This is a genomic window from Thalassotalea sp. PP2-459 (assembly GCF_001913705.1).
Lineage (GTDB): Bacteria > Pseudomonadota > Gammaproteobacteria > Enterobacterales > Alteromonadaceae > Thalassotalea_C > Thalassotalea_C hakodatensis.
On record NZ_MKQD01000019.1, the window covers coordinates 1 to 23,237 of the forward strand.

Here is a 23,237-nt window from a genome sequence, read left to right on the forward strand (position 1 = left end):
AACTAAACGCTTTTTGTTCAAGACGTGAGCAATGTCGCATGGTTATTCCATGTAAATTGCGAACAACGATGAAGAAATAGCGTTTAGCTCAACCTAAAGGGCAGCGTTTTTTGGTATTTATACGTCGTTATTGCTTTTTCATGTGGAATAACCACACATTAATCGCAATGCCTTGTCTAAATACCAATAAACTGCTGCAAAAATAAGCGCGAAAGATCAACAGGCCCTAGTGTTACTGTAAATAAGCTTGCCACACGTTATTTAATGCAAGCTTACTTTTTCTGCTGTTTTTGTTGATACATTCTTTTATCGGCTAATGACAAACATTCAGACACTGTGCTAGCTTCTTGGTGTGTAGCAGTACCAAAGCTAAGCCCTGCGGCCTTCCATGTGTTTTTTAACGTTTTACTAATGTCCTCAAGTGCTTGTGAAACAGTATCCTGTAATTGAGGTAAACTTTCTGATGAACAATGAGAAAAAACACAAATAAATTCATCGCCCCCTGTTCGAAATGCTTTTCCTTTATCGACCACTAAGTTTGATATAAGCCGAGCTCCGTTGACAATTAATAGATCTCCTTGCTCGTGACCAAATTTGTCATTGATAATTTTTAAACCATCAAAGTCTATATAAACGATAAAATAGCATTCTGATAGGCAATTTAACGTTTCGTTTAACGCATAACGGTTACCTAACTGGGTAAGTGGATCTATGCGTGATAAATAAAAGTGTCGATTAAATTCTGATTGCTTTATTTTGAACCATTCAGATAGTGAAAGAACAATACAGATACAATCAATAGACAACGCCACTAACACCGTTATCTCTGGGTAGGCTAATGAACCAAAATATCGGCTGTGGGCAGCGGTAAAATAAATTAATGATAAACTATACAGCACGTTACCGATAAGAAAGTACTTCGCTCTAAAATCATGCTTGGTTAGCATTTTGCAACTCACTGATATGGTCAAAATGATCCAGCCAAATGCCAAAATGTGTGCAAGGTAAAAGCTTAATTGAAACGGCAGAAATACCATGACTAAACCTAAAGAAAAGCAAACAGCTGTTATTAAATTAAGAAACTTATATAGAGAATTGTGTTTGGCTTTGCATTCAAACAAGTCGGCAACAAACTGGCTAGCACAGGCGATCGCAAACGGGAAAATATACATACCAGCATAACTCCAGTTATTGTGGGAGCCGATAAATATGTCTTCGAAGAGTCCAGAAGCAGCTAACCAACCAATCCCGTGCAAACCAACATAGCCTGCGCAGGTAATTGCTACTCTATGTCGGGTGCCAAGGTAAATTAAAAGTGCGAGTATACCTAGAAGTAGCATGGCGGTAATCGTGACAAGAGTAACCGTGTTGTTAATACTCTGATACCAGTAAAAGCTACTGGTATCGTAAATTGTCAACGAAGCAGGTGTAGGAAAATGCTTTGCTGTTATGTAAAGCCATAATGTACCGCTTTCTTGTTTTGCTAGTTGTAATGGAATCGCCTGAAAATGAAGTAATTGCGGTGTATTTCTATTATTGAGTTGCGAAAAGTCACCAAAAGTAACAATGCCTTTATCGATAGGTTGCCAATAAGCTAACCCTTGGTCGATAAAGTTGGCATTAACCACTAAAAACCAAACCGTATTTTGCCTATTCGTTATATTTAGTTTCGCAAGATATCCGCCAGACTGCCCTACGATACTGCCATCAACGATTAAAGACTCATGCCATAGTTGCTCTATATTCTGTTTGTTTACGTCTGTTATTCCCGTGGGTACTTTGCGCCAGAGTTGTTTATCAGCAATTTGATGCGCACTTTTGCTATCAAGTGCGATGGATGTTGATGCTGTTAATGGCGAGGATAATAAAAAGAGCGATAATAACAAAAACTTTGTAAAAGCAAGGAATGATATTTTCTTCAAGAACTGATCCTGTCTATGTTTATTACTGAGTGCTAGGTGAGAGATTAAGCATGCCGTTTCGTAACATGTTGATAATAAAGTTACTTGCTAAACATCACTCTGTTAATATTTTAGCAGATAATTTTAACTATTTAGCGTTAACTTAGTTTTAAGTGATAAGATTTAATAAATGAAAGCTTCAGTATTCTTTCAGAGCGAGAAAATATATTTTTTCTGTATTGATTCGTCAAATGAACTCAATATTACAGACTCTATATAAAGGTGCGCATATATTTTAATGCTTCGACCTATTCTGTTTATTTGAATAGGTCGCGTGGGTAACAGATATTCTTCAAGCAGAGTAGTTAGTTTAGCTTAACCAAACCGCTGGTTGTTACTTTTTCTGCCATTCGATTTTTGCTTTTAGCGTGTCACCTTTCCTTGATGCGATTAAGTAAATTGTCGCGGTGGTGTTTAAATGAATTATTCTCAACATTTTCAATGACGCTTTTTTTAATGGCAGTATTCATCATGTTGAGCGCTTTGTTAAGTTGTCCATCAGCAGCTAGGCCATCAGCTAAGCTGTCGTAACTGTCAGCTTTATAAGGGTAATTTTTTACATTATAGGTAAATATCTCTATTGCTTTTTTAATGTCCTTTTTTTCTAAAGCAAGATAACCCGCATGATTAATTGCACGGTAACTAGGTGTTATCTGATAACCGTATAATTCAGATTGTTGTTGATAAAACTGCTCGATTGCCACTAAACCTTGCTCAATAATTTCTTTTGGACACTGCAATGATTGTTGTAATGAGTGGAATGCTTTAGGGTGCCCTGCAAGTGCAGTGGTGTTGTGACCTTCTTGTTCCACTAAACTCTCATGGTAACGAAAACCTTCAGGGGTATGCTTTTTCAATAATTGTAAGTATTGCTGATAAGCACTCAGCATCATACCGCCTTCATTGCCCATGTTGATATATAAATAGCTATTGAGCTTAGAGGTGTTGGCAAAAAAGTGTTCAGCCTCTTGAAATATTACCTTGTTATGCCACCATAAGCTCGGACTAAAAGCAAAATGAGCTTGGAAAAGTTCTGGTCTAGTTTGCATCGCATACACGGCAAATAAACCGCTCAAAGAGTGCCCTGATAATACTTTAAATTTATTGGTACGATAGTTTTTGTTGATATAAGGGATCAGCTCTTGTTCAAGAAAATCAAGAAAGTTATCAGCGCCACCTGAAATACCCCATTCGTTGTAACTTTCATCATAAGTAGGGGTGAAATCTCGAGTACGGTGGGTATTTTTAATGGCAACAATAATCATTTCTTGAGCATTATTATCTTGATTGTGTAAATCTAATGAGCCAATAACATGATTAAAATTTCTTTGGCCATCTAATAAGTACAATACAGGGTAATCTAACTCGGTGTTCAATTGATAATTATTGGGTAAGTGTATTAACAGTTCTCGTTGCTCGGCTAATATTTTAGAGGGTAAACTATCGATTTTTGATTCGCCTCGTACCTTGGCATAAACACTCGTGATATTGGCTAGTAGGAGAAAAAGCAGTATTGCGATTACATGGTTAAACATAAAGTGATCCTTTAAGTTAAATTAGGTTAAGTGGCATATTCAACAGCAATCACTGTGATTTCTTTTGTTGCTAATGTAATGATTATTTGAGGAAAAAAGGTGATGAAAAGGTGATAACGCACATTTCAGTGTGTTTTTTGAACGAAAAGCTGGTGTTGTGCATTTTACCTATTTTTTATCTGGTGAGCTGCGTGATAAACTGCATTTACGTTAATCGTTGTTATTTATGCTAACCTCCAGAGCAAACAAGTCGTTATGATCCAATTTGGCGAGTTTATCCTTGATGAAATACAGGCGCGATTATATTGCCAAGAGACAGAAATAGCGTTAGAACCAAAGCTATTTGAATTGTTAATACTTTTTGTTAATCAGCAAAATACGATTATTTCCCGTCAAGACATTTTAGCGCATTTGTGGCCAGGCTCGCTTGTAACTGATAATGCTATTAATAAGCTCGTTGCCAGCCTTCGCAAAGTGTTGGCAGATGATCCTAAAAAACCTCAATACATACAAACGGTGCCTAAACGAGGTTACCGATTTATATGTCAGGTAAACCTGCTTGATACATCGCAAGTTGTTGACAGAGATCCACTCATTAATAATGAAGTAGATGATGGAAGCGCCCAGCAACACAGTGTTCGAAATAAGGTGATAAGCGGTGTAGCCTTCTTGCTAATACTGTTACTTGGTAGTGGGTATTTATGGAAAATAGTTAATAATAACAATAATCAAGGCGCTCATAACTCCTATACCAAAGCGTTAACGCGTGCTCACGGCATGGAAGAATCAGCACGTATGCACCCAGATAACAACCATCTTTATTATTTAAAGCAGGATGTAAATACAGCTGCTAAAAATACGCGCTATCAATTGTGGCTTAAAAATATTCATACCGCGCAAACAAAGCAAATTGATATAGGGAACACTAACATTAGTAAAATTATTGCTGTTGTTTCAACGCCAAATAACGCAATAACCCACATGCTATATCTTGATAAACAGCGAGGGACTTGTCGTGTTTATCAAGCGACGTTAACGGCTAAAACTTCCGATTCCACAAGCCCTACAATGCACTGGCAACAGAACCATGAAAGGCTGTTTGATTGTAGAGATAAGCGGATAAAAGATATTGATTATCATGCAGGTAGAAACACGATTTATTATACAGCACAACCGCAAAACTATTGGCCTAATCAAATTTATGCTTTTGATTTAGAAACTAAAAAGCATAGTTTTGTCACACAAGCGGAGCCTGTTGGTTGGGGACATCACAATATTGATATTTCACCTGATGGCAACAAACTACTTATTATGAGTACCACCGGTGATATCAAAACTCAGCTGCAGGTGTTGAACTTACGTACGAATGAAATAACTGAGGGCGTAAAATTTGATTACCTTGTTACTGAAGCTATTTGGCATCATAATTCTGAACATGTGTATTATTATGCTGCGCCACCAGCAGAACAAATTATTAAAAGTGATATACAAGGTAACAATGCAACGTTGTTTGTAAGCGCATCTGAATATTTATCCCCACAAATGTCGCTGTTCCCAGATGGAAAAAATTTACTGTTTAGCACCAAGCAGAACAATTACGGAAATAGTTGGTTAGTTGCACCTAAAAACATAAATGAAAGCGTCAACATTAAGATCGATAACTCCACCGTAGACGACTTTAATCCAGCGTTATTTCACCAGAGTTCTCAGTATTTTTTTATATCAAACCGCAGTGGCCGAGCACAATTGTATTTGGCATCAAACGAAGGTAAGCAAGCCAAAATAGTGTCAAATTTTACTCAACCTTATCGCTTGAGCTATATGGCTTTATCACCTAATGATCAACACCTATTACTTAACGTTGATAATAAGGTTTACCTTATTCCCATGTATGACTTGAATGAACGTAGCCCGTTAACAAGCCTCAAAGAAGAGCAGATCATTTTTACGAATGAAAGCCCCATTATTTCTCTTGATTGGTTATCAGAAAATGGTGCGGCAATTACCGTTGTGAATAACGGCATACCTGAATTAAGGGTGGTTAATTTACTGAACCGAAAAGCGCAACCACTCAATGGAAAATGGTCGTATGGTTTGACCGACAGCAAACACCCTGAGTATCACTATTTAATTGATCAACAGAGTAATACCTTATATCGGGTAGCTTCACCAACATTCAGTGATGATTCAATTGATAAATTACAACATTTGACCAATACCCAAATAACGCTGCCTAGTGGTTTTTTTCTGGTAAAAATAGACGACAACGTGTTGTATTATGGTAGCGATGAGAAGGGCAGCGTCTATTTACATGCCGTGCCATTAGATACTAAGGCTCAAAGCCAAAAATATCGTTTAAATGACTTTATAGGCTACGACGTTAATAACGACAACATTATCGTCAGTGATATCGAAAGCTTCGAGGGGGACGTGCATCGCACTATGTATTAAAGCCTTTAGGTTCATGTATTGGTGATGGCCACCGCCTCCTTTTCTTCGCTTTTACTCTATTAGCTTACTGGTGTACTGCGGTTGATCCTTCATAAATTAAGTCTAAGCCAGTTGCATTCTTTTGCTTTAATTCAACGAGCACTGAAATTGGCTCTAAATATAATTCGTAGGCACTACGATGAATGGGTAGTACTTTAGTAATGGCAAGCGCTTTAACCAACGTTAATACATCTTTTGCGGCCATACTTATTTGCCCTAGACATGAGAATTTTACTTCTAGCGAATTCCCGATCTAATATAGACCTAGTTTAGTTCTGACAGACAACTAAGCCACCAAAGTGGTCATGGTTAGCGAAATTACTAAACCTGAACATCTACTGTTTAACTGCGAACCATGATGCCACGACCCCTGCCGGATTTGTTCCTCCATTACTATTACTATGAGGTATTGTCCGAACAATAGAGCCAATAATAGTGGGAGTTTGATCAATACCGTTTGACCACGAATTTGCTAAATATCCTATATAGTTATATATCCACTTTTCACTCCCCACAATACCCTTACCTTGGAAATCAATAGTAAAAGGATTTCCATAGGTAATATTACCTGTTAAATTAAGAGACCACTGAGGGCCGTAAATCCGCCCTTGTAGAATATTAGGTTTAGAGGTTTCTATTTCGATGGTTCCCATGCCAAAAAGCAAGTTTTCAATAGGGTCCTTTGGATCTATCTGCTTGATGTCATTTTTAAAACTACGATATGTCCAACTACCTTCAAAAACTTTATGAATTGAATCATCCATTTTATTTTCCTATTTTTTTATCGATAGTGGTTTAGCAAATAAAAAGCCCCAAACAAAATCTGTTTGTAATACATTTAATTTAGGAGGGGTGTCACTTTCATTGAACCAATTTGGGTTTGGTATACCATTAACACTTTTAGCATACCCATAATCTGTCACGATTTGATTAAATACGCTAAGTTTGAAAAAATCAGCTTTTTTGTTGCTGATTCCAACCCCTGCTCTTGAGTGGCAAGAAACACAGCTAGAACCATCCATAAACCCAGCTTCTGTCACAGAGTTCCCTAGATATGTTGGACGCCCAGTGTGATCTGTGAAATCTATTTGAGAACCCTTCAATCGATAACTTAACCATGCTTTGTCTTGAGGGTCTGGCTCATGTTTACTTGTACTTTTACCTGAACCAATGTTTGCAGCCTGAAAAATATTTGCTAGTTGAGGTTTAATTTTTTCTGGTTTGTAACGCTTATTTCGATCAAAAACAGTTGAAACTGAGGATAAATTATCAGATTTAACCTTTGGAGCTACGTAGTTATCAAAAACATTTTTTGGTAATTTATCACTACTTTTAAAACCAAAGGAGTCATTGCAACCAGTAATATCACAACGCCCTGGTAAATTTACATGCTCAAACGTTGTCCATACCCATTGAGGGATGTCTTTAGAACTGATGTGAAATGCAATAAGGTAATGTTCACCTTGCCACAAACATTCTTCATTCGTTTTAGGATTTTTTAATTGGGTTGCCATATGTTTGGTAATATAGGGATTACTTTCATCATTGGTCATTTTAAGTTTCTTAGCTAAGTCGTTATGCATCCAATTACTTTTGATCATTACAGCGTTAGAGGGTAAATCGATTTTAGTTAAAATAGCCGCAGGCTCACTCGTGTTAGAGGACTTATTAATTCTATGATAAGGAGCATTACTTGTATTGAGGTTCTTAGAGTTTCGGTCAAATACATCCAGTACACCATCTGAATTATATAAATTATTAGCAAACAAGTAATTATGAAAAGGCGCATTTCTCACTGTCAATTCAGCATTGGTTTGACGAATTATTCTACCGATACTTTCATAATCAGTAGGAACAAGGTTATTGACTATGTTTGCAGAGCAATTGGGTAAAGTAAGACTTTGTTTTCTAGAAAGTAATAGTTTATTAGAATCCTTTCGTATTTTATCGGTAACTAGATGTTCTATAATTGAAGGACGACCAATTCGGATAATCTTTTTATCTGATGCTAATGATAAAGAACTCATTGATTTTGCATTATTTAATTTTTTTAATGATTCATTAAACACTGTCCCAGGAAATATTGGACAATGACCTTCAGGGTTGTTAGTGGCTCCTGGTTGACAACAATCAACGCCTTGCTGTCCTCCTTGAGAGCATAATTGATATGGTTCGGAAGGCCAGTTTTGAGTCTCATCAGCCCAGTTAGACCAAAATCTATCATTTATTACATCAATATATAGTTTCCATGAAAACATATCAGGGCAGGTCATTGCTGGATTTGTAATTGTAGCTGGGAATATAAACTTTCCATTTTCATAAGACATAGAGCACTCTTCAGCATCTCGAATATCAGCCAAAAAATACATACTATAATCAATTTGATTTGCAATACGTTCTTCTGCGTTGCTTTGAATTGTGAATGCTAATAGAAAGGTAAACACTATTTTGGTGTAAAGTTTAATATTGATCATTTTTCAGTCCTTGAATTTGTTAATCTATAAATAGATTAGCACCTCCTATATCACTGTCCAATAATTAACCAAAAAAGCAGAAAAATAAATATACTACTTGAACACACTACAAAAATTATTCTTCACTAGGTATATTAAAACTTCTGGAAATATTTATTTTACTTGGCAAAAGAAACCCCGTGCGTGTAGTCTAATTCTAGGAAATCCAATCATCACTATAAATGAGAGCTTAAGCTTGCGTTGAGAATATCGGAAAGTAATCTCATTCTCGGTGAGATTCACCAATAGTGCTTGATAGTACAGAAAAAAAGTTATTTATGCTTTTTTGGAATAAAAAAGCCGTTTATATTCTTTTTAATTTGTAAGCTCTCAGTCTATTCTTCTCCCATATTAGAAATGGGCGAGTTGACGATAAATGTCTGAGCAAAATTTAAATCAAACCATGCTAAATCAAGAGCAATTAACCACGCTTAAAGAAACGGTTGGTGGCTTTTCTCCGCTGCAGTTAGCTTGGGCAAGCGGTTATTTAGCTGCAAAAAGTGAAGGTTTATCGGTTGCGGTATTACCTACGGCAAGTGCACCTCAAGCCTCAGCTACCTTAACTATTCTTTATGGTTCGCAAACAGGCAATGCTAAAGGTGTTGCTAATAGTCTAGCTGAACAAGCGCAAGCCCAAGGGTTAACCGTTGACTGTAAAAGCATGGGTGAGTTTAAGCCTAAAAGCATTAAAAACGTTACGCATTTATTAATTGTAGCCAGTACAAATGGTGAAGGCGAGCCGCCTGATGACGCCATTGGTTTTCATGAATTTTTATCGTCGAAAAAAGCACCGAAATTAGATCATTTACATTACAGCGTGCTTGCGTTGGGTGACTCTAGTTATGAATTTTTCTGTAAAACGGGTAAAGACTTTGACGAATACTTAGCAAATCTAGGCGCGAAAAAAATTGCTCCTCGTTTAGATTGCGATGTTGATTATGACGACGATGCACAGGCATGGTCAGAAGATATTTTGTCGAAATCTCAGGACTTATTGGGTGCCAATGTTACAACTACGAATGTTGTGGCTATGCCAACAGCAGGCGCAACGAGTCAATATACTAAGCAGAACCCGTACACTGCTGAATTAGCGCTTAGCCAAAAAATAACCGGTCGAGATTCAAATAAAGATGTTCGACATATTGAAGTTGATTTAGGCGAGTCAGGGATCACTTATCAAGCAGGTGATGCCTTAGGTGTTTGGTTTGAAAATGACCTTGAATTAGTCAATGAATTAATTGCTGCATTGTCTTTATCAGCCGACGATACAATAACGGTAAATAAAGAAGCGTATCGTTTACAAGATGCCTTAGTCTCTAAACTAGAAATAACCCAAACAGCACCGGCATTTATAGAATTTTGGGCAAGCGTTTCCAATGATGAAACATTAACTAAACTGGCGAGTGATAAAAACACAGCACGTGAATACGCGGCAAATCATCAAATTGTAGATATTGTAAAAGCCGCGCCAGCTACGGTTGAAGCACAAGTGTTTGTTGATGCCTTACGTAAAATTACACCGCGTTTGTATTCTATTGCATCGAGCCAGTCGGAAGTTGATGAAGAAGTACATTTAACCGTTGGTTTAGTGGAATATCAGCACGCCGATCATACACGGTCTGGTGGTGCTTCAAGCTTTTTAGGTAAGCGTTTAGCTGAAGGCGGTGAAGTCAAAGTATTCATTGAACATAACGATAACTTCCGTTTACCACAAGACAGTAATACCCCAGTGATTATGATTGGTCCTGGTACTGGTATCGCTCCTTTCCGTGCTTTTTTGCAAGAGCGTGATGCAGCAGAAGCAGAAGGTGATAATTGGTTGTTTTTTGGTGATCAAACCTTTACGCAAGACTTTCTGTATCAACTTGAATGGCAGGGTTATTTAAAGTCTGGTTTATTAACACGCCTTGATCTTGCATTTTCTCGAGATCAAGCTGAAAAAATTTATGTACAAGATCGTTTGCGTGAGCACGCGGCCGATGTTTATGCATGGTTAGAGCGTGGCGCACATTTGTATGTGTGTGGTGATATGAGCAGAATGGCAAAAGATGTTGAAACCGCACTTATCGATATTATCGCTGAACAAGGTAATAAAACTGCTGAACAAGCTGAGCAATATTTAAAAGATTTACGCAATGATAAGCGTTATCAGAAGGATGTTTACTAATGACAGATGTAACCCAAGAAAACGGCCCTTTAATTGTCGAAGGAACACTCGCTGATAATGAACGATTGAAGCGCGAAAGTAATTTTTTACGCGGTACAATCAAAGAAGATTTATCTGACGCCGTCACTGGTGGCTTTAATGGGGATAATTTCCAGTTAATACGTTTTCACGGCATGTATCAACAAGACGATCGTGACATTCGTGCCGAAAGAACCAAGCAAAAATTAGAACCGTTACATAATGTGATGCTACGTGCGCGTATGCCTGGTGGTATTATTACGCCAACGCAATGGTTAGCGATTGATAAATTTGCTGAAGAAAAGACCATGTATGGTTCTATTCGGCTAACAACGCGTCAAACGTTTCAATTTCATGGAGTATTAAAACCTAATATTAAAGTCATGCATCAAACGTTAAACAGTATTGGTATTGATGCAATTGCAACTGCAGGTGATGTTAATCGAAACGTATTATGTACTACAAACCCAGTTGAATCAGAGCTTCATCAAGAAGCCTATGAATGGGCTAAGAAGATTAGTGAGCACTTGCTTCCTAAAACACGTGCGTATGCCGAAATTTGGTTGGATGGTGAAAAGCTTGAAGGTGAAAAAGGTGAAAATACCGAAGAGCCTATTCTAGGCAGTAATTATTTACCACGTAAGTTTAAAACAACGGTTGTTATTCCACCGCAAAACGATGTGGATGTTCACGCCAATGACTTAAACTTTGTTGCCATTGCTGATCAAGGCAAGCTTATCGGTTTTAACGTGTTAGTGGGTGGCGGGTTAGCCATGACACATGGCGACAAATCAACATATCCTAGAAAGGCCGATGATTTTGGCTTTGTGCCATTAGCTAATACGTTAGATGTTGCTGCAGCTGTTGTTACCACGCAACGTGACTGGGGCAACCGCGTAAATCGTAAAAATGCGAAAACGAAATACACATTAGACCGAGTAGGTATTGATACGTTTAAAGCCGAAGTTGAGCGAAGAGCCGGTGTAGTATTCGAACAAAGTCGTCCTTATGAATTTACCGAACGTGGTGATCGCTTAGGTTGGGTTGCTGGAATTGACGGTAAACACCATTTAGCGTTGTTTATTGAAAATGGCCGCTTATTGGATTACCCAGGAAAACCGTTAAAAACAGGCGTTGCTGAAATTGCGAAAATACATAAAGGTGATTTTCGCATGACCGCGAACCAAAACTTAATTATCGCTGGCGTTGCAGAACAAGATAAAGCATTAATTGAAAAAATTGCCCGTGAACATGGTTTGTTAGACGATAAAGTATCGAACCAACGAAAAAACTCTATGGCGTGTGTAGCATTTCCAACGTGTCCATTAGCCATGGCAGAAGCAGAACGTTATTTACCAGGCCTAATTGATGATGTTGATGCCTTACTTACTAAACACGGCGTACCTGATGAACATATTATTTTACGTGTTACGGGTTGTCCAAATGGTTGTGGTCGTGCCATGTTAGCGGAGCTTGGTTTAGTAGGCAAAGGGCCAGGCAAGTATAATATGCATCTAGGCGGCAATATCGCAGGTACGCGGGTTCCTAAAATGTACAAGGAAAACCTAGACGAACAAGATATTCTGACAGAAATAGATTCACTGGTAGCCCGATGGGTTGAAGAACGTGAGCAAAGTGAAGCATTTGGTGACTTTGTTATTCGTGTTGGTATTGTGCAAGAAGTGAAAGTCAGTAAGCGAGACTTTTATGACCAATAATACACAAACTGCCGCTTCTACAGTGATCAGTAATAAATTTCCAGCGTCATTACCTGAACCATGGTTAATACAATGGAATGAATTACTTGAAAAGCAAAGTGCTACTGGTCGTGTAGAGTGGGCGTTAGAAAACTTACCTGGTCAGTTTGTACTCTCCTCAAGCTTTGGTATTCAGTCTGCCGTTATGCTACATATGATGACGCAGGTTGACCCGAATATACCGGTGATATTAACCGATACAGGACATTTGTTTCCGGAAACATATCAATTTATAGATACGCTTGCAGAAAAATTAAAGCTGAATCTTCATGTATATAGTGCTAAAGAAAGTGCTGCTTGGCAGCTAGCTAAGTACGGTGAAGAATGGGCGAAAGATGAACAAGCATTAAAAGCATATAACCGACGAAATAAGGTTGAACCATTAGAGCGCGGTTTAACTGAGCATTCAGCAGGTACGTGGTTTTCTGGCATACGTCGTCAGCAATCAGATCATCGAGAAGGTTTGTCTGTTGTAAGTATTTTACGTGGGCGTTTTAAGGTACACCCGATTATTGATTGGCATAACAAAGATGTGCATCAATACTTAACGAAACATGGTTTACCGTATCATCCATTATGGGATCAAGGTTATGTGAGTGTTGGTGATACACACTCAACGCGGCCATTAACATTGGGTATGAATGAAAGTGATGTTCGTTTTTCAGGTATGCAAAGAGAATGTGGTTTGCATACAGATGGAGATGGCATTTAGCCGTTTTTGTCATCAAGCTAAACGTATTTGATAAAGCCTTTAAGCGTAACGCTTGAAGGCTTTTTCTTATTGTAAAGCAAATATATTCGAAAACTCTTCTTTGATATAAGCGCGATATTTATTGTCTGGCTTATTAGCAATTAATTGCGCAAGCTCTGTTCCAATAGGCGTGAATTTATAGAAGGATAACAACGCGTTGTTCTTTTTAGGCGTTAAATTGAAAGGTTCGCCATTGTAATCAAAACTTAGCGTATCTCCTTTTTTTAGCGGGGTTGTTTCTGTTTCTTGAATAAAGATTAAATGGTTATCTGCTAAGGTAAGTAGCTCAGCATAAGATAAGCCGAAAGCTGAAAGGTTTATAGGATAATAACGATTACCAGTAAAAAAATTAATAATGCCTGGTGTTTGAGAAGCGCCTGAAATAAGACGCATATTTTTACGATGGTTGTCGCTTACCGCTAAGCTACAGGCTTTCGCTAGTAATTTAGCTTCGTGTATGCTCATCGTGCGAAACGTTTGTAATGATTTCAAAGAAAAGCTACCTGGCGCAGATATTTCACCTGCTAAAATTTTGGCCCATAAATCTTGCATGGTTTTATTGCTAATATGTTCTGCTAATTCAATAAAGCTGGCAAACCAGTCTTGATCAACTCGGTCTGTTACTTTATCTCCTGCGCAATAGGTAACGGCACGTTGAATAATACTTTCCATGTTTTGTTGTTTACGCAATACAGCCGTGCGTTCTCTTCTTTTACACCTATCTTCTAATGGCATTTGTTTTTCAATGGGTAGCAAAGACCCGTCAATAACAAATTGCTTTGCTAAGCCAAGCAACTGCATTTGTGAAGAGAGTTGGTTAGTGTGCTTGTTATGCTGTTGGTTTGGTTCAGATGTGGTAACAATATCGGCGGTATTTTCAGCCTCAACAACTACTGTTTCAGTAGAGGGTGTTTTTGTAACTTTCATCTTTGTTACCTCATTTACGCAAAGAGCGATTGACAAAACTGATAAAACTGCCGTTAATAATAGAAGAAATATATTTTATCTTGGCAAAAGTTCGTGTAAAACCTTGATTAGTATTACTGGCACGCAGAAAAATGTCTATGGCTAATTTTAAACCGACATTAAACACCTGTTTAACAGTGTATTAACATCTTGGAAAATGTTGATAATTATCCAATTGTTTTATTGAATAATCTGTCACTCACTTTTATTATGTAAAAGATAGTAAATAAAATTACAATAATGTACTAGTGAACATCGCTAGGTTTTCAGTGAGCAGGTTGCCACTGATTAGAGGGAAATATGCAGGCTTCCGAAGAAACTAACGACGATTTTTTGTTTATCGATGATAGTGATGAAGATGAGATTGTAGAAGACGCAGGTATAGATACTTGGAAAGTCTTAATTGTAGATGATGACCCTGAGATACATTCAGTAACACAGCTTGCATTATCAGATCTTATCGTACTAGGTAAACGTTTAGAGTACATACACGCGTACTCTGGTAGGGATGCTTGCCATTTAATAGAACAACACGATGATATTGTTCTGGTGTTACTAGATGTCGTTATGGAAACTGACGATGCGGGTTTAAGCGTCGTCAAACATATTCGTGAATCGTTAGCACGACAAGATATTCGCATAGTACTACGCACCGGACAGCCAGGATACGCCCCAGAAGAAAGTGTCATTAAAGATTATGACATTAACGATTATAAAACAAAAACAGAGCTGACTCGTCGAAAACTTGTTACTACAGTTTATGCCGCTATTCGTTCTTATCAACAAATCGATACCGTTACTCAGAATCGTCAAGGATTAGAAAAAATTGTGGGGGCTGCGGCTGAGTTACTTGAACTGCACTCTGTTTATGACTACGCCGACGGTGTGTTAGAACAATTACTGCCATTAATTGATAGCAAGTCAAGTCTGTTTTGTGCACGAGGTCAGGGTATTGTAGAAGGTGCAGATGATCTCAGTCTCTATGTATTAGGAAAGTCAGGCGGTTCTCCCATTGAGAAGAACCAGAAAATCGAGTCAATAGTCAATCCTGATATTCAGCAAGCGATTAAAAATTGCTTTCAACAAAAACAACATCAATTTAGCGATAGTCATGCCTGCTTATACCTCACAAGTGGTGGCTACCGAGCAGTAATATTTCTTGAGCTAGCGGGCGAATTATCAGACATTGATAAACAGCTGGCAGAGGTATATTTAACCAATATATCTATCGGTTATGAAAACGTTCATTTATTTCAAAAATTACGAAATGCGGCGTATAAAGATTGGCTAACTGAGCTTCCGAATCGATTAGAATTTGTCAATTTACTTGACGACTTTGCTCAAAGCCAAGATAGTGGATTAGTTGCAGGACTTATTGATATTAACCATTTTAGTGATATCAATGATGGCTTAGGGCAAGATTTGGGCAATCAGTTGTTAATGTCGGTTACCACCCGAATGAAAGCATTTGGTGGACCATGTCAATTTGCACGTATAGGGGCAGATGTCTTTGGTATTATTGGGCCTCAAAATATTGTCAACCCTGATGAATTAAGCAGAATGTTTGACCAGCCATTTTCTGCTGGAGAACAACATCTACCAATAAGTGCTACGTTTGGTTTCTGCGAGAAAGAAGACGCAGGCCCTCGAGGAGTAAAAGTATTAAACCAAATTAATATTGCCTTGAATTTAGCGAAAAAGAATAACCAACAGCATTTTGCTTATTATAAACAAGCGATGGAAGATAAAACGCTTTGGCGTCTTGGTATGATCCGCCAATTAAGAACAGATTTTGCTGATAACCGTTTAGAGCTTTGGTATCAACCACAATTAAATTTATCAACAGGCAAAGTTACTGGTGCAGAAGCGTTGTTAAGATGGCGAACAGCTGACGGCAACTTTATTTCACCAGCAGAATTTATTCCTCTTGCTGAATATTCAGGGTTAATTATTGAAATTGGCGATTGGGTGATCAATCAAGCATGCCAGCAAATAAAGATTCTGGAACAACATTCTTATGATCAAGTCGGTATTTCCGTTAATGTTTCTATTCCGCAATTTAAACGCGTAGATTTTGTGGCGCGCATTATTGCTGCGATCAATAAACACCAAGTACACCCTAGAAAATTAGAATTAGAAATTACAGAAAACATCTTAATGGATGAACCTCAAGTTGTGGTTGAGGCGTTAAAAGAATTAAAAGCCGAAGGCATTAGCATTGCGCTTGATGATTTTGGCACAGGTTATTCATCGCTTAGTTACTTAAAGCAATTGCCGCTTGACCGTTTAAAAGTCGATCGCTCTTTTGTCAATGATATTACTAAACCTGGTGAATCTATTATTGCTGACACCATCATTAATTTAGGTAAGCAATTAGACTTAAAAGTGATCGCCGAAGGGATAGAGGACATCGACCAAGAAATGCACCTGAAAGCGCAGAATTGTGATGAAGTGCAGGGGTTTTATTATGCCAAACCGATGCCAGCTGATGATTTTTTAACGTTTTTAGAGAATAATAAATAGTTTTATACAGGCGAAAATAAACGGATACTTTATAAAGTAATTGGTATCAATGTTTAGTGTGTCGATGAATATTATAAAGTTGTAGTGGTATCTAAATCACTACAACTTTTTTCATATTAATGGGGGATTTATTGCGCTTCTTGCCATTTTAATTCAATACCTTGGCGAGGATGACTTGGAATTAAATGTGACAACACTAAAGAGCAAAAAGCAAAGCCTGCTCCAATGTAGAAAACCCATGAAGAGTTTACTATCCACACTAAACCAAGTAACGCTGGTATAACAACAGCGGCAATATGATTAATGGAAAAGCTTACGCCAGCACTGGCGGCGATATCTTCTGGGGCCGCTATTTTTTGGAAGTAGGTTTTTATCGCGATTGCTAAAGCAAAAAACAGGTGATCTACCACATAAAGTACTGCTGCAAAAGTGGAGTTTTCAACTAGCCCATAAGCAATAAAAAGTGTGACTAAACCACAGTATTCAAATTTTAGTACGCGTCGTTCGCCAATAATACCGATTAACTTGCCTATTTTTGCAGCAAATAACCAGTTGAATACATAGTTAATGAGGAATAATGCACTAATATCGGCAACACTATAACCAAACTTTTCAACCATCAAGAAACCGGCAAATACCACAAATATTTGTCGTCTAGCACCACTGAAAAAGGTTAAGGCATAAAATAGCCAGTAACGCTTACGTAAGATCAGCCTTTTATTTTGCTCAACATGGAGTGGAAATTGTTTAAAGGCAACGGCTAAATAACAGGTTAATAACAATGCAATTCCACCGAATAACGTATAGGTTGCTTTATAGCTCCAAGAAAAATGTTCCATCAGTAGCCAAATGCTGCTAAAAGCTAATAACGATGCTGCCGATTTTGCCGATAACATTTTACCCATAAAATGCGGTGTGTTTTCCTTTTTTATCAACTGCAAAGTAAGCGACTGATTAATGGTTTCGAAATAGTGAAAGCCAATCGACATAATTACAGTAGTAATATATAAGCCCATTGTTGTCGGGAAATAGCCCGTAATGGCAACACCAAAAGCCGTTAGGCCTAAAGCAATGATGGCAAAAGTTTGTTCTTTTAAAAATATCAGCACATAAATCGCTGTAAAAGCGAGAAAACCAGGTATTTCACGTAAGCTTTGTAAGATGCCAATTTCTTTCCCGGTAAAAGCCGCTTTTTCAATCACAAAGTTATTTAGCAAAGCCATCCAAACGGAAAATACTAAAGGCATAATAAAAGCCATAGCCAAAAGCAAATACTCTGGACGATTATATTTAGCGGGTAACTGCATGAGGGTTCCAAATTTGGTGAGCTAGTTGCTTAAAGCGTTATTTTAACGTTTACGGCGATAAAAACGCACATTTTTATTGGTTATTAATTTTACATTCTGTAACAATTGGTGTCTATTGATAAAAGCTATTATGTTTTTTTCTCGGTATATTTAAAAGTAATATATAACAGTAAGATAGGACGCTATGATTACGCTAAATAATGTTTCTCGCGTGTATGGGCATGATGCCTCAGAAGTTATCGCGTTAGATAATGTTTCTTTATCAATTAATGATAACGAATTTGTAGCTGTAATGGGGCAGTCAGGCTCCGGTAAGTCAAGTTTAATGAATATACTTGGTGCTTTAGATACACCAACGTCGGGTGAATATTTATTATCCGGACAGAGTATTCAACAAATGGATGATGAGTCGTTATCGCAAATTCGCAATCGAAAAATAGGTTTCATTTTTCAAACGTTTCATTTGTTACCGCGATTAACCGCCTTAGAGAATATCACTGTACCTTTAAGGTATTCACAATATACCGCTGAACAAGCGGTTGCGAAAGGTGAAGCCATGCTAGCGAAAGTGGGCTTAACTGATAGAGCACATCATAAACCTTTTGAAATGTCAGGTGGTCAACGCCAACGTGTTGCTATTGCGCGTGCTTTAGTCAATGAACCACAAGTAATTTTTGCTGATGAGCCTACCGGAAATTTAGACAGCAAAACATCGTATGAAATTATGGATTTGTTAGTGTCTTTGCATCAATTAGGGCAAACCATCGTGTTAGTGACTCATGAAGAAGATATTGCTGAATATGCACAACGCGTGATCAGAATGCGCGATGGTAAAATTATAGAGGATACATCATGCGTTGCTTAATATTGTTTTTAACACTAATGGCGTCACATGTAATAGCACAAGAAAGTATGTTGCTCTCGGGGCGGGTCAAAGCAAATGAAAGCCAAGTGTTCTATTCACCGAAAACGGATAATTGGCGAAGCCAAGTACAATGGATGTTACCAGAGGGAGAGGTAGCAAAAGAAGGCGATGTGGTAGTGGTGTTCGATAGTGGCTCAATACTCAGCAACATTGAACAAGCCGAAACAAATTTAATTGTCGCAGAAGATGAATTACATCGTGTTACTTCAGAGGCCACTCAAAATCTTTTGGAGGCACAGCATCAAGTGAAGCGTACAGCCTTGTTGTTAGAAAAAGCGAAAATTGATGCAAGTGTTGGTAAACAGTTCATTAGCCAATTCGATTATGAAAAAAATCAGCTTGATTATGAAAAGGCGCTCATCGCTAATGCCAAAGCAAAAGATAATTTAGTGCAAGTAAACATCACCAATGAAGTGAGTGTCACTAAGAAAAAGCTCACCATTGAAAAACATCAACGTTCGCTATCTTATAATCAATACAAGCTTAAACAAATGAGCCTTAATGCGGAACGTGAAGGGCCTGTTATTTATGGTTCTCATCCGTGGAATGGTGAAAAAGTATTTGTTGGCATGACAGCTCAGCCTTCTTGGAAAATAGCTGAAATTCCGTCTTCAAAAGGGATGTTTATTGAGGCGTGGTTGCACGAAGTTGACTATAAAAAAGTATCAAAAGGTAGCACTGGTAACCTAATATTTGATGCTTACCCTCAACATCAATTTACAACGTCGTTATTAAATATTTCTACACAACCAGAGGTGCGCAAAGAGTGGGGTGAAGATGTTTATTATCGCCTTAAGTTTGAATTAGCTGAAAAACCGAAGTTTACATTATTGCCTGGCATGAGTGTGCAAATAGCGCTTGCAGGAGAAAAATCGTGAAATATATATTTTTAATCGCCTGCTGTTTCACTTTAATGTCATGTAGTGAAGTTAAAAGCGTATCAAAAGTTCAGTCTGAAAAAATGGCTATCATCACCGCAAGTGGCGAGCTTGAATCTAAAACATCAGCATTAATTGCACCGCCCTCTGTTGGTCATATGTGGCAATATCAAATTAAAACACTTGTGCCAGACAACAGTAAAGTCAACGCTGGTCAATTACTGGTTGCCTTTGATGATAAAAAGACCTCAGATCGTTTGAGAGATGAGCAAGCTAAATTGCAACAAGCAAAAAAAGAGTTGGAAAATAAACAAAACAGAGAACAAGAAAAGGAACAAGAGTTAATTCTTGCCTTGGCCGAAAAACAAATGGAATTTGATAAGTCACAACGGCGAATTAACATTGTTGATAATAGCCAATCAGATAACGACAGAAGGAAAGCAAAGATAGATTTTACCATTGCTGAAAGTGATTTAGTGATGGCCAATAAACGATTGGAGTTCCATCGTAAAAACTCAGTGATGAATTTAAAACGTCTTACCGGAAAAGTTAACCGTATTACCTCAAAGGTGAATGCCTTATTAGCTGATAAGGAAAAATTGAAAGTGAAAGCGCCAATCGATGGCATGGTGATATATCGCGCTAATTGGCAAGGTGAAAAGCCAGCGGTTGGTGAAAATATACAATTTGGCCAACCGATTATTGAACTTGCAGTACTTGAAGAGATGCAAGTACTTGCACAAATTACTGAACCAGACAGTGGCAAAGTGAGTGAAGGACAAACAGTTAAAATACTTTTAGATAGTGCCAATGAAGTGACCTATGAAGGCAAAATAGCAGAAATGGGGCGTGTATTTCGTGATAAGACTCACCAAGATAAAACCCGGGTAATCGACGCGGTGATTTCACTTGATGATATCAACTTGAAAGTGATGCGCCCGGGCATGAGTGCACGTATTGAAGTACTGCCTACAACAAGTAAAGCAAGAAAGGCAGGAGACGAATAATGAAGAAAATAATACTGCTAATTACGTTTATTTCTGTGCTTTTAGGTTGTAGTGAACAAACGGCTAAACCATTACTTTACACCGTTCAACACGATAATTTCTCTATTCAAATTCCAGCAAGAGGTGAGCTTTTCGCCGCTAAAGCGACGGTCATTAGTACACCGATATCACGCAGTGGTTCACAGGTACTTTCTTGGTTGGCTCCGGAGTATGCGTTTGTTAAACAAGGTGAAATCATTGCCAAATTTGATGGTGAGGTGATGATTAAAAGTAAAGAAGCTAAGCTTAATGAACTCAACATGACGTTACAAGATATACAAGATAAATCCGGCCAGCTTAATAAAGAGTTAACGAGCATTAATAAAGATATCACGTTAGTGGGAGAAGAGAAGACTTTTGCCGATAAATTCGCCATTGAAGATGAGCGTATTTTGTCAAAACTTGAGATATTAGAATCAATGCAAGACAGCCAATATTTAGGCACTAAACAAGAGTACCTTGAATGGAAGGAAGGCAACTTTAGCGAAAGTTCATCGGGTGAAATGAGCTTGTTAGAAATGAAAAAAAATCAGCATCAAACTAATTTAAATATGTTGGAAGACAGCCTTTCGAAGCTTGAGATTAAAGCACCGCATGACGGTATGATTGTTTATCGAAGTAATTGGCGAGGCGAAAAATCTCGACCAGGACAGATGTACTGGCCAGGTCAAAAAATTGCAGAATTACCTGATATTCAAGAAATGAAGGTAAAATTATTTGTGGCAGAAAAAGAAGCAATTGATTTAACCAAAGATGCGCCTGTTTCTTTTTTATTAAACGCAGATGTAAGTAAACGTTTTAATGGTAAAGTAGAAAGTATTTCGGCGTATCCTAGCTCTATTGAAAGAGGCGATCCGCAAAAATATTTTGAAGTAATTGTAGTGCTTTCTGAACAGCAACCTTCATTATTTGTACCGGGTAGAAAAGTAACAGCCACCATCATGATTCAACCACCGAAAGAGAAGCTAGTGGTACCGCTGCAAGCGGTTTTCTCACAAAACAATGAGCAATTTGTTTGGTTATATACACAAGGAAAGTTTGAAAAAACGCCGGTTGAACTTGGACAAACAAGTTTAAGCCATGCAGTGATTGAACAAGGTCTTAAGCCGGGACAAGAAATATCGCTTGTTGAAAGAGGAGCAAGTTAATGAAATATGTTGCGATGTTTTATGACACGCTAGCAGAGCTCGCACAGCATAAGCTACGTACGCTTTTAACGCTTCTGGGTATGGTTTTTGGTGTTGGTGCCGTTATTGCTATGTTAAATATTGGCGAAGGTGCTGAGCGAGAAGCAATGAAAATGATTGAAACTATGGGGCTAAGAAACCTAATCGTAGACAGTAAATCATTTGAAGAACAGGAATTAAAAGAGCAACGCAAGCATTCATCTGGACTCACTATTCGTGATGGTGAAATTGCGCTAGCATCTTTACCCTTTATCGAAGCATTCAGTGCACAAAAGGTCATTGACACATATACGATATTTAGCGCGCAAGGACAATCTAAAACAGAAGCCGTGGGTGTGAGCCCAAGTTACTTTGAGCTTTCTAGTTTAACGGTTGCTGATGGACGGCTCTTAACTAAGCAAGATCACATCGAATATAAGCAAGTGGTTGTGTTAGGTAGTAACGCAGCAAAGCAATTGTTTCCACAAAATGATGCCGTAGGCCAAAACGTTAAAATTAATCACTTATGGTTTAAAGTTGTTGGCGTAATATACAATCCAATGTTAAAAAAGTCAGAGTTTCAAGGCGTTAAATTAGGTAACGAACAAGACCAATTATTTATTCCGTTAAACACCGCGATTTATAAGTTTAAGCGTAAAACGCTCTCTAGCGAACTCTCTAGTATAAAGTTTAAATTAGTAGAAGATGTTGATCCGACACTTGCTGCTGCTTCAATTGAGCATTTATTGACTAGGCGCCATAATGACGTTGATGATTTTGAAATGACGGTGCCAGCACAGTTACTAGCACAACAGAAACAAACCCAGCAAATTTTCAATATTGTTATGTCATGTGTTGCGGGAATTTCATTGCTCGTTGGGGGAATTGGAATTATGAATATTATGCTTGCAACAGTGCTAGAGCGCACCAAAGAAATTGGTCTATTACGCGCTGTTGGTGCAACACAAAAAGACATTCAAATGCAGTTCATGGCTGAAAGCTTTACTATCTCTATTTTAGGAGGCTTGATAGGCGTTGTTTTTGGTATTTTACTCTCTGAGGCGATCGCGCTTTATTCTGACTGGGCAGTTTCTTGGTCATTAACGGCCATTATCCTTTCTTTTTCTATTTGTGCGTTAGTGGGATTAACGTTTGGTGTGTACCCTGCCATTAAAGCCTCGCAACTAGATCCTATCGATGCGTTACAAAGTGACTAATTGTATAACGTAGATGC

At 38.0% G+C, this 23,237-nt stretch carries 17 protein-coding genes; 10 read left to right on the plus strand and 7 right to left on the minus strand.

What is annotated here, in order from left to right:
* Window positions 1-272: 272 nt before the first annotated feature.
* Window positions 273-1,922 (minus strand): diguanylate cyclase, encoded by a 1,650-nt coding sequence (locus BI291_RS03480; protein WP_083601880.1) that lies wholly within the window; start codon window positions 1,920-1,922, stop codon window positions 273-275.
* Between the two features lie 410 nt (window positions 1,923-2,332).
* Entirely contained in the window at window positions 2,333-3,496 is a 1,164-nt protein-coding gene (locus BI291_RS03485; RefSeq protein ID WP_074496365.1) for an alpha/beta hydrolase, read from the minus strand.
* Between the two features lie 255 nt (window positions 3,497-3,751).
* Between BI291_RS03485 and BI291_RS03490 the strand changes: the two genes are divergently transcribed.
* A complete protein-coding gene (locus BI291_RS03490; protein WP_074496366.1) occupies window positions 3,752-5,947 on the plus strand; it encodes a winged helix-turn-helix domain-containing protein in 2,196 nt (731 codons plus the stop codon).
* A gap of 64 nt (window positions 5,948-6,011) precedes the next feature.
* Here the strand turns inward: BI291_RS03490 and BI291_RS03495 are convergent, their stop codons facing one another.
* The 3 genes from BI291_RS03495 to BI291_RS03505 form a co-directional block, all read right to left on the minus strand.
* Window positions 6,012-6,191 carry a hypothetical protein gene (locus BI291_RS03495; protein WP_074496367.1) on the minus strand — a complete coding sequence of 60 codons (180 nt, stop codon included), beginning with the start codon at window positions 6,189-6,191 and terminating at the stop codon, window positions 6,012-6,014.
* A 130-nt stretch (window positions 6,192-6,321) separates the two neighbouring features.
* On the minus strand, window positions 6,322-6,750 hold the full coding sequence (locus BI291_RS03500) for a hypothetical protein (RefSeq protein ID WP_074496368.1): 429 nt from the start codon (window positions 6,748-6,750) through the stop codon (window positions 6,322-6,324).
* A 9-nt stretch (window positions 6,751-6,759) separates the two neighbouring features.
* Window positions 6,760-8,460: a hypothetical protein gene (locus BI291_RS03505; protein WP_074496369.1), complete on the minus strand. Its 1,701-nt coding sequence runs from the start codon at window positions 8,458-8,460 to the stop codon at window positions 6,760-6,762.
* A gap of 415 nt (window positions 8,461-8,875) precedes the next feature.
* On the opposite strand from BI291_RS03505, the gene BI291_RS03510 reads away from it, so the two are divergent.
* The 3 genes from BI291_RS03510 to BI291_RS03520 are packed head-to-tail and all read left to right on the plus strand — an operon-like array spanning window position 8,876 to window position 13,153.
* Entirely contained in the window at window positions 8,876-10,666 is a 1,791-nt protein-coding gene (locus tag BI291_RS03510) for an assimilatory sulfite reductase (NADPH) flavoprotein subunit (RefSeq protein WP_074496370.1), read from the plus strand.
* Window positions 10,666-12,402, plus strand: a complete 1,737-nt coding sequence (gene cysI, locus BI291_RS03515) for an assimilatory sulfite reductase (NADPH) hemoprotein subunit (protein WP_074496371.1) — start codon at window positions 10,666-10,668, stop codon at window positions 12,400-12,402. The genes BI291_RS03510 and cysI overlap by 1 nt, the downstream gene beginning before the upstream one ends.
* Window positions 12,392-13,153 carry a phosphoadenylyl-sulfate reductase gene (locus BI291_RS03520; protein WP_074496372.1) on the plus strand — a complete coding sequence of 254 codons (762 nt, stop codon included), beginning with the start codon at window positions 12,392-12,394 and terminating at the stop codon, window positions 13,151-13,153. The genes cysI and BI291_RS03520 overlap by 11 nt, the downstream gene beginning before the upstream one ends.
* A 66-nt stretch (window positions 13,154-13,219) precedes the next feature.
* Here the strand turns inward: BI291_RS03520 and BI291_RS03525 are convergent, their stop codons facing one another.
* Window positions 13,220-14,119: a TIGR03899 family protein gene (locus tag BI291_RS03525; protein WP_074496373.1), complete on the minus strand. Its 900-nt coding sequence runs from the start codon at window positions 14,117-14,119 to the stop codon at window positions 13,220-13,222.
* 339 nt (window positions 14,120-14,458) lie between these two features.
* On the opposite strand from BI291_RS03525, the gene BI291_RS03530 reads away from it, so the two are divergent.
* The gene (locus tag BI291_RS03530; RefSeq protein ID WP_074496374.1) at window positions 14,459-16,681 is read left to right on the plus strand and encodes an EAL domain-containing protein; all 2,223 of its coding nucleotides are present in this window, start codon (window positions 14,459-14,461) and stop codon (window positions 16,679-16,681) included.
* A gap of 128 nt (window positions 16,682-16,809) precedes the next feature.
* Here BI291_RS03530 and BI291_RS03535 read toward each other — a convergent pair whose 3' ends face one another.
* The gene (locus tag BI291_RS03535; protein ID WP_074496375.1) at window positions 16,810-17,988 is read right to left on the minus strand and encodes an MFS transporter; all 1,179 of its coding nucleotides are present in this window, start codon (window positions 17,986-17,988) and stop codon (window positions 16,810-16,812) included.
* A gap of 184 nt (window positions 17,989-18,172) precedes the next feature.
* Here BI291_RS03535 and BI291_RS03540 point away from each other — a divergent pair, with 184 nt between their 5' ends.
* Genes BI291_RS03540 through BI291_RS03560 form a run of 5 tightly spaced genes read left to right on the plus strand, consistent with a single transcriptional unit; the run spans window position 18,173 to window position 23,220 of the window.
* Window positions 18,173-18,853, plus strand: a complete 681-nt coding sequence (locus BI291_RS03540; protein WP_074496376.1) for an ABC transporter ATP-binding protein — start codon at window positions 18,173-18,175, stop codon at window positions 18,851-18,853.
* The gene (locus tag BI291_RS03545; protein ID WP_074496377.1) at window positions 18,841-19,791 is read left to right on the plus strand and encodes an HlyD family secretion protein; all 951 of its coding nucleotides are present in this window, start codon (window positions 18,841-18,843) and stop codon (window positions 19,789-19,791) included. Before BI291_RS03540 ends, BI291_RS03545 begins: the two co-directional genes overlap by 13 nt.
* Window positions 19,788-20,798: an HlyD family secretion protein gene (locus tag BI291_RS03550; protein ID WP_139302543.1), complete on the plus strand. Its 1,011-nt coding sequence runs from the start codon at window positions 19,788-19,790 to the stop codon at window positions 20,796-20,798. Before BI291_RS03545 ends, BI291_RS03550 begins: the two co-directional genes overlap by 4 nt.
* The gene (locus BI291_RS03555; RefSeq protein ID WP_074496379.1) at window positions 20,798-21,985 is read left to right on the plus strand and encodes an efflux RND transporter periplasmic adaptor subunit; all 1,188 of its coding nucleotides are present in this window, start codon (window positions 20,798-20,800) and stop codon (window positions 21,983-21,985) included. The genes BI291_RS03550 and BI291_RS03555 overlap by 1 nt, the downstream gene beginning before the upstream one ends.
* Window positions 21,985-23,220: an ABC transporter permease gene (locus tag BI291_RS03560; RefSeq protein ID WP_074496380.1), complete on the plus strand. Its 1,236-nt coding sequence runs from the start codon at window positions 21,985-21,987 to the stop codon at window positions 23,218-23,220. Before BI291_RS03555 ends, BI291_RS03560 begins: the two co-directional genes overlap by 1 nt.
* The last annotated feature ends 17 nt before the right edge of the window (window positions 23,221-23,237 follow it).

What these genes read in the sequence shown, in the direction of transcription:
- BI291_RS03505 (WP_074496369.1), bottom strand. Translation starts at nt 8,460, where the DNA reads ATGATCAATATTAAACTTTACACCAAAATAGTGTTTACCTTTCTATTA.
- cysI (WP_074496371.1), top strand. Translation starts at nt 10,666, where the DNA reads ATGACAGATGTAACCCAAGAAAACGGCCCTTTAATTGTCGAAGGAACA.
- BI291_RS03540 (WP_074496376.1), top strand. Translation starts at nt 18,173, where the DNA reads ATGATTACGCTAAATAATGTTTCTCGCGTGTATGGGCATGATGCCTCA.
- BI291_RS03545 (WP_074496377.1), top strand. Translation starts at nt 18,841, where the DNA reads ATGCGTTGCTTAATATTGTTTTTAACACTAATGGCGTCACATGTAATA.
- BI291_RS03525 (WP_074496373.1), bottom strand. Translation starts at nt 14,119, where the DNA reads ATGAAAGTTACAAAAACACCCTCTACTGAAACAGTAGTTGTTGAGGCT.
- BI291_RS03530 (WP_074496374.1), top strand. Translation starts at nt 14,459, where the DNA reads ATGCAGGCTTCCGAAGAAACTAACGACGATTTTTTGTTTATCGATGAT.
- BI291_RS03510 (WP_074496370.1), top strand. Translation starts at nt 8,876, where the DNA reads ATGTCTGAGCAAAATTTAAATCAAACCATGCTAAATCAAGAGCAATTA.
- BI291_RS03485 (WP_074496365.1), bottom strand. Translation starts at nt 3,496, where the DNA reads ATGTTTAACCATGTAATCGCAATACTGCTTTTTCTCCTACTAGCCAAT.
- BI291_RS03555 (WP_074496379.1), top strand. Translation starts at nt 20,798, where the DNA reads ATGAAGAAAATAATACTGCTAATTACGTTTATTTCTGTGCTTTTAGGT.
- BI291_RS03490 (WP_074496366.1), top strand. Translation starts at nt 3,752, where the DNA reads ATGATCCAATTTGGCGAGTTTATCCTTGATGAAATACAGGCGCGATTA.
- BI291_RS03495 (WP_074496367.1), bottom strand. Translation starts at nt 6,191, where the DNA reads ATGGCCGCAAAAGATGTATTAACGTTGGTTAAAGCGCTTGCCATTACT.
- BI291_RS03520 (WP_074496372.1), top strand. Translation starts at nt 12,392, where the DNA reads ATGACCAATAATACACAAACTGCCGCTTCTACAGTGATCAGTAATAAA.
- BI291_RS03500 (WP_074496368.1), bottom strand. Translation starts at nt 6,750, where the DNA reads ATGGATGATTCAATTCATAAAGTTTTTGAAGGTAGTTGGACATATCGT.
- BI291_RS03560 (WP_074496380.1), top strand. Translation starts at nt 21,985, where the DNA reads ATGAAATATGTTGCGATGTTTTATGACACGCTAGCAGAGCTCGCACAG.
- BI291_RS03535 (WP_074496375.1), bottom strand. Translation starts at nt 17,988, where the DNA reads ATGCAGTTACCCGCTAAATATAATCGTCCAGAGTATTTGCTTTTGGCT.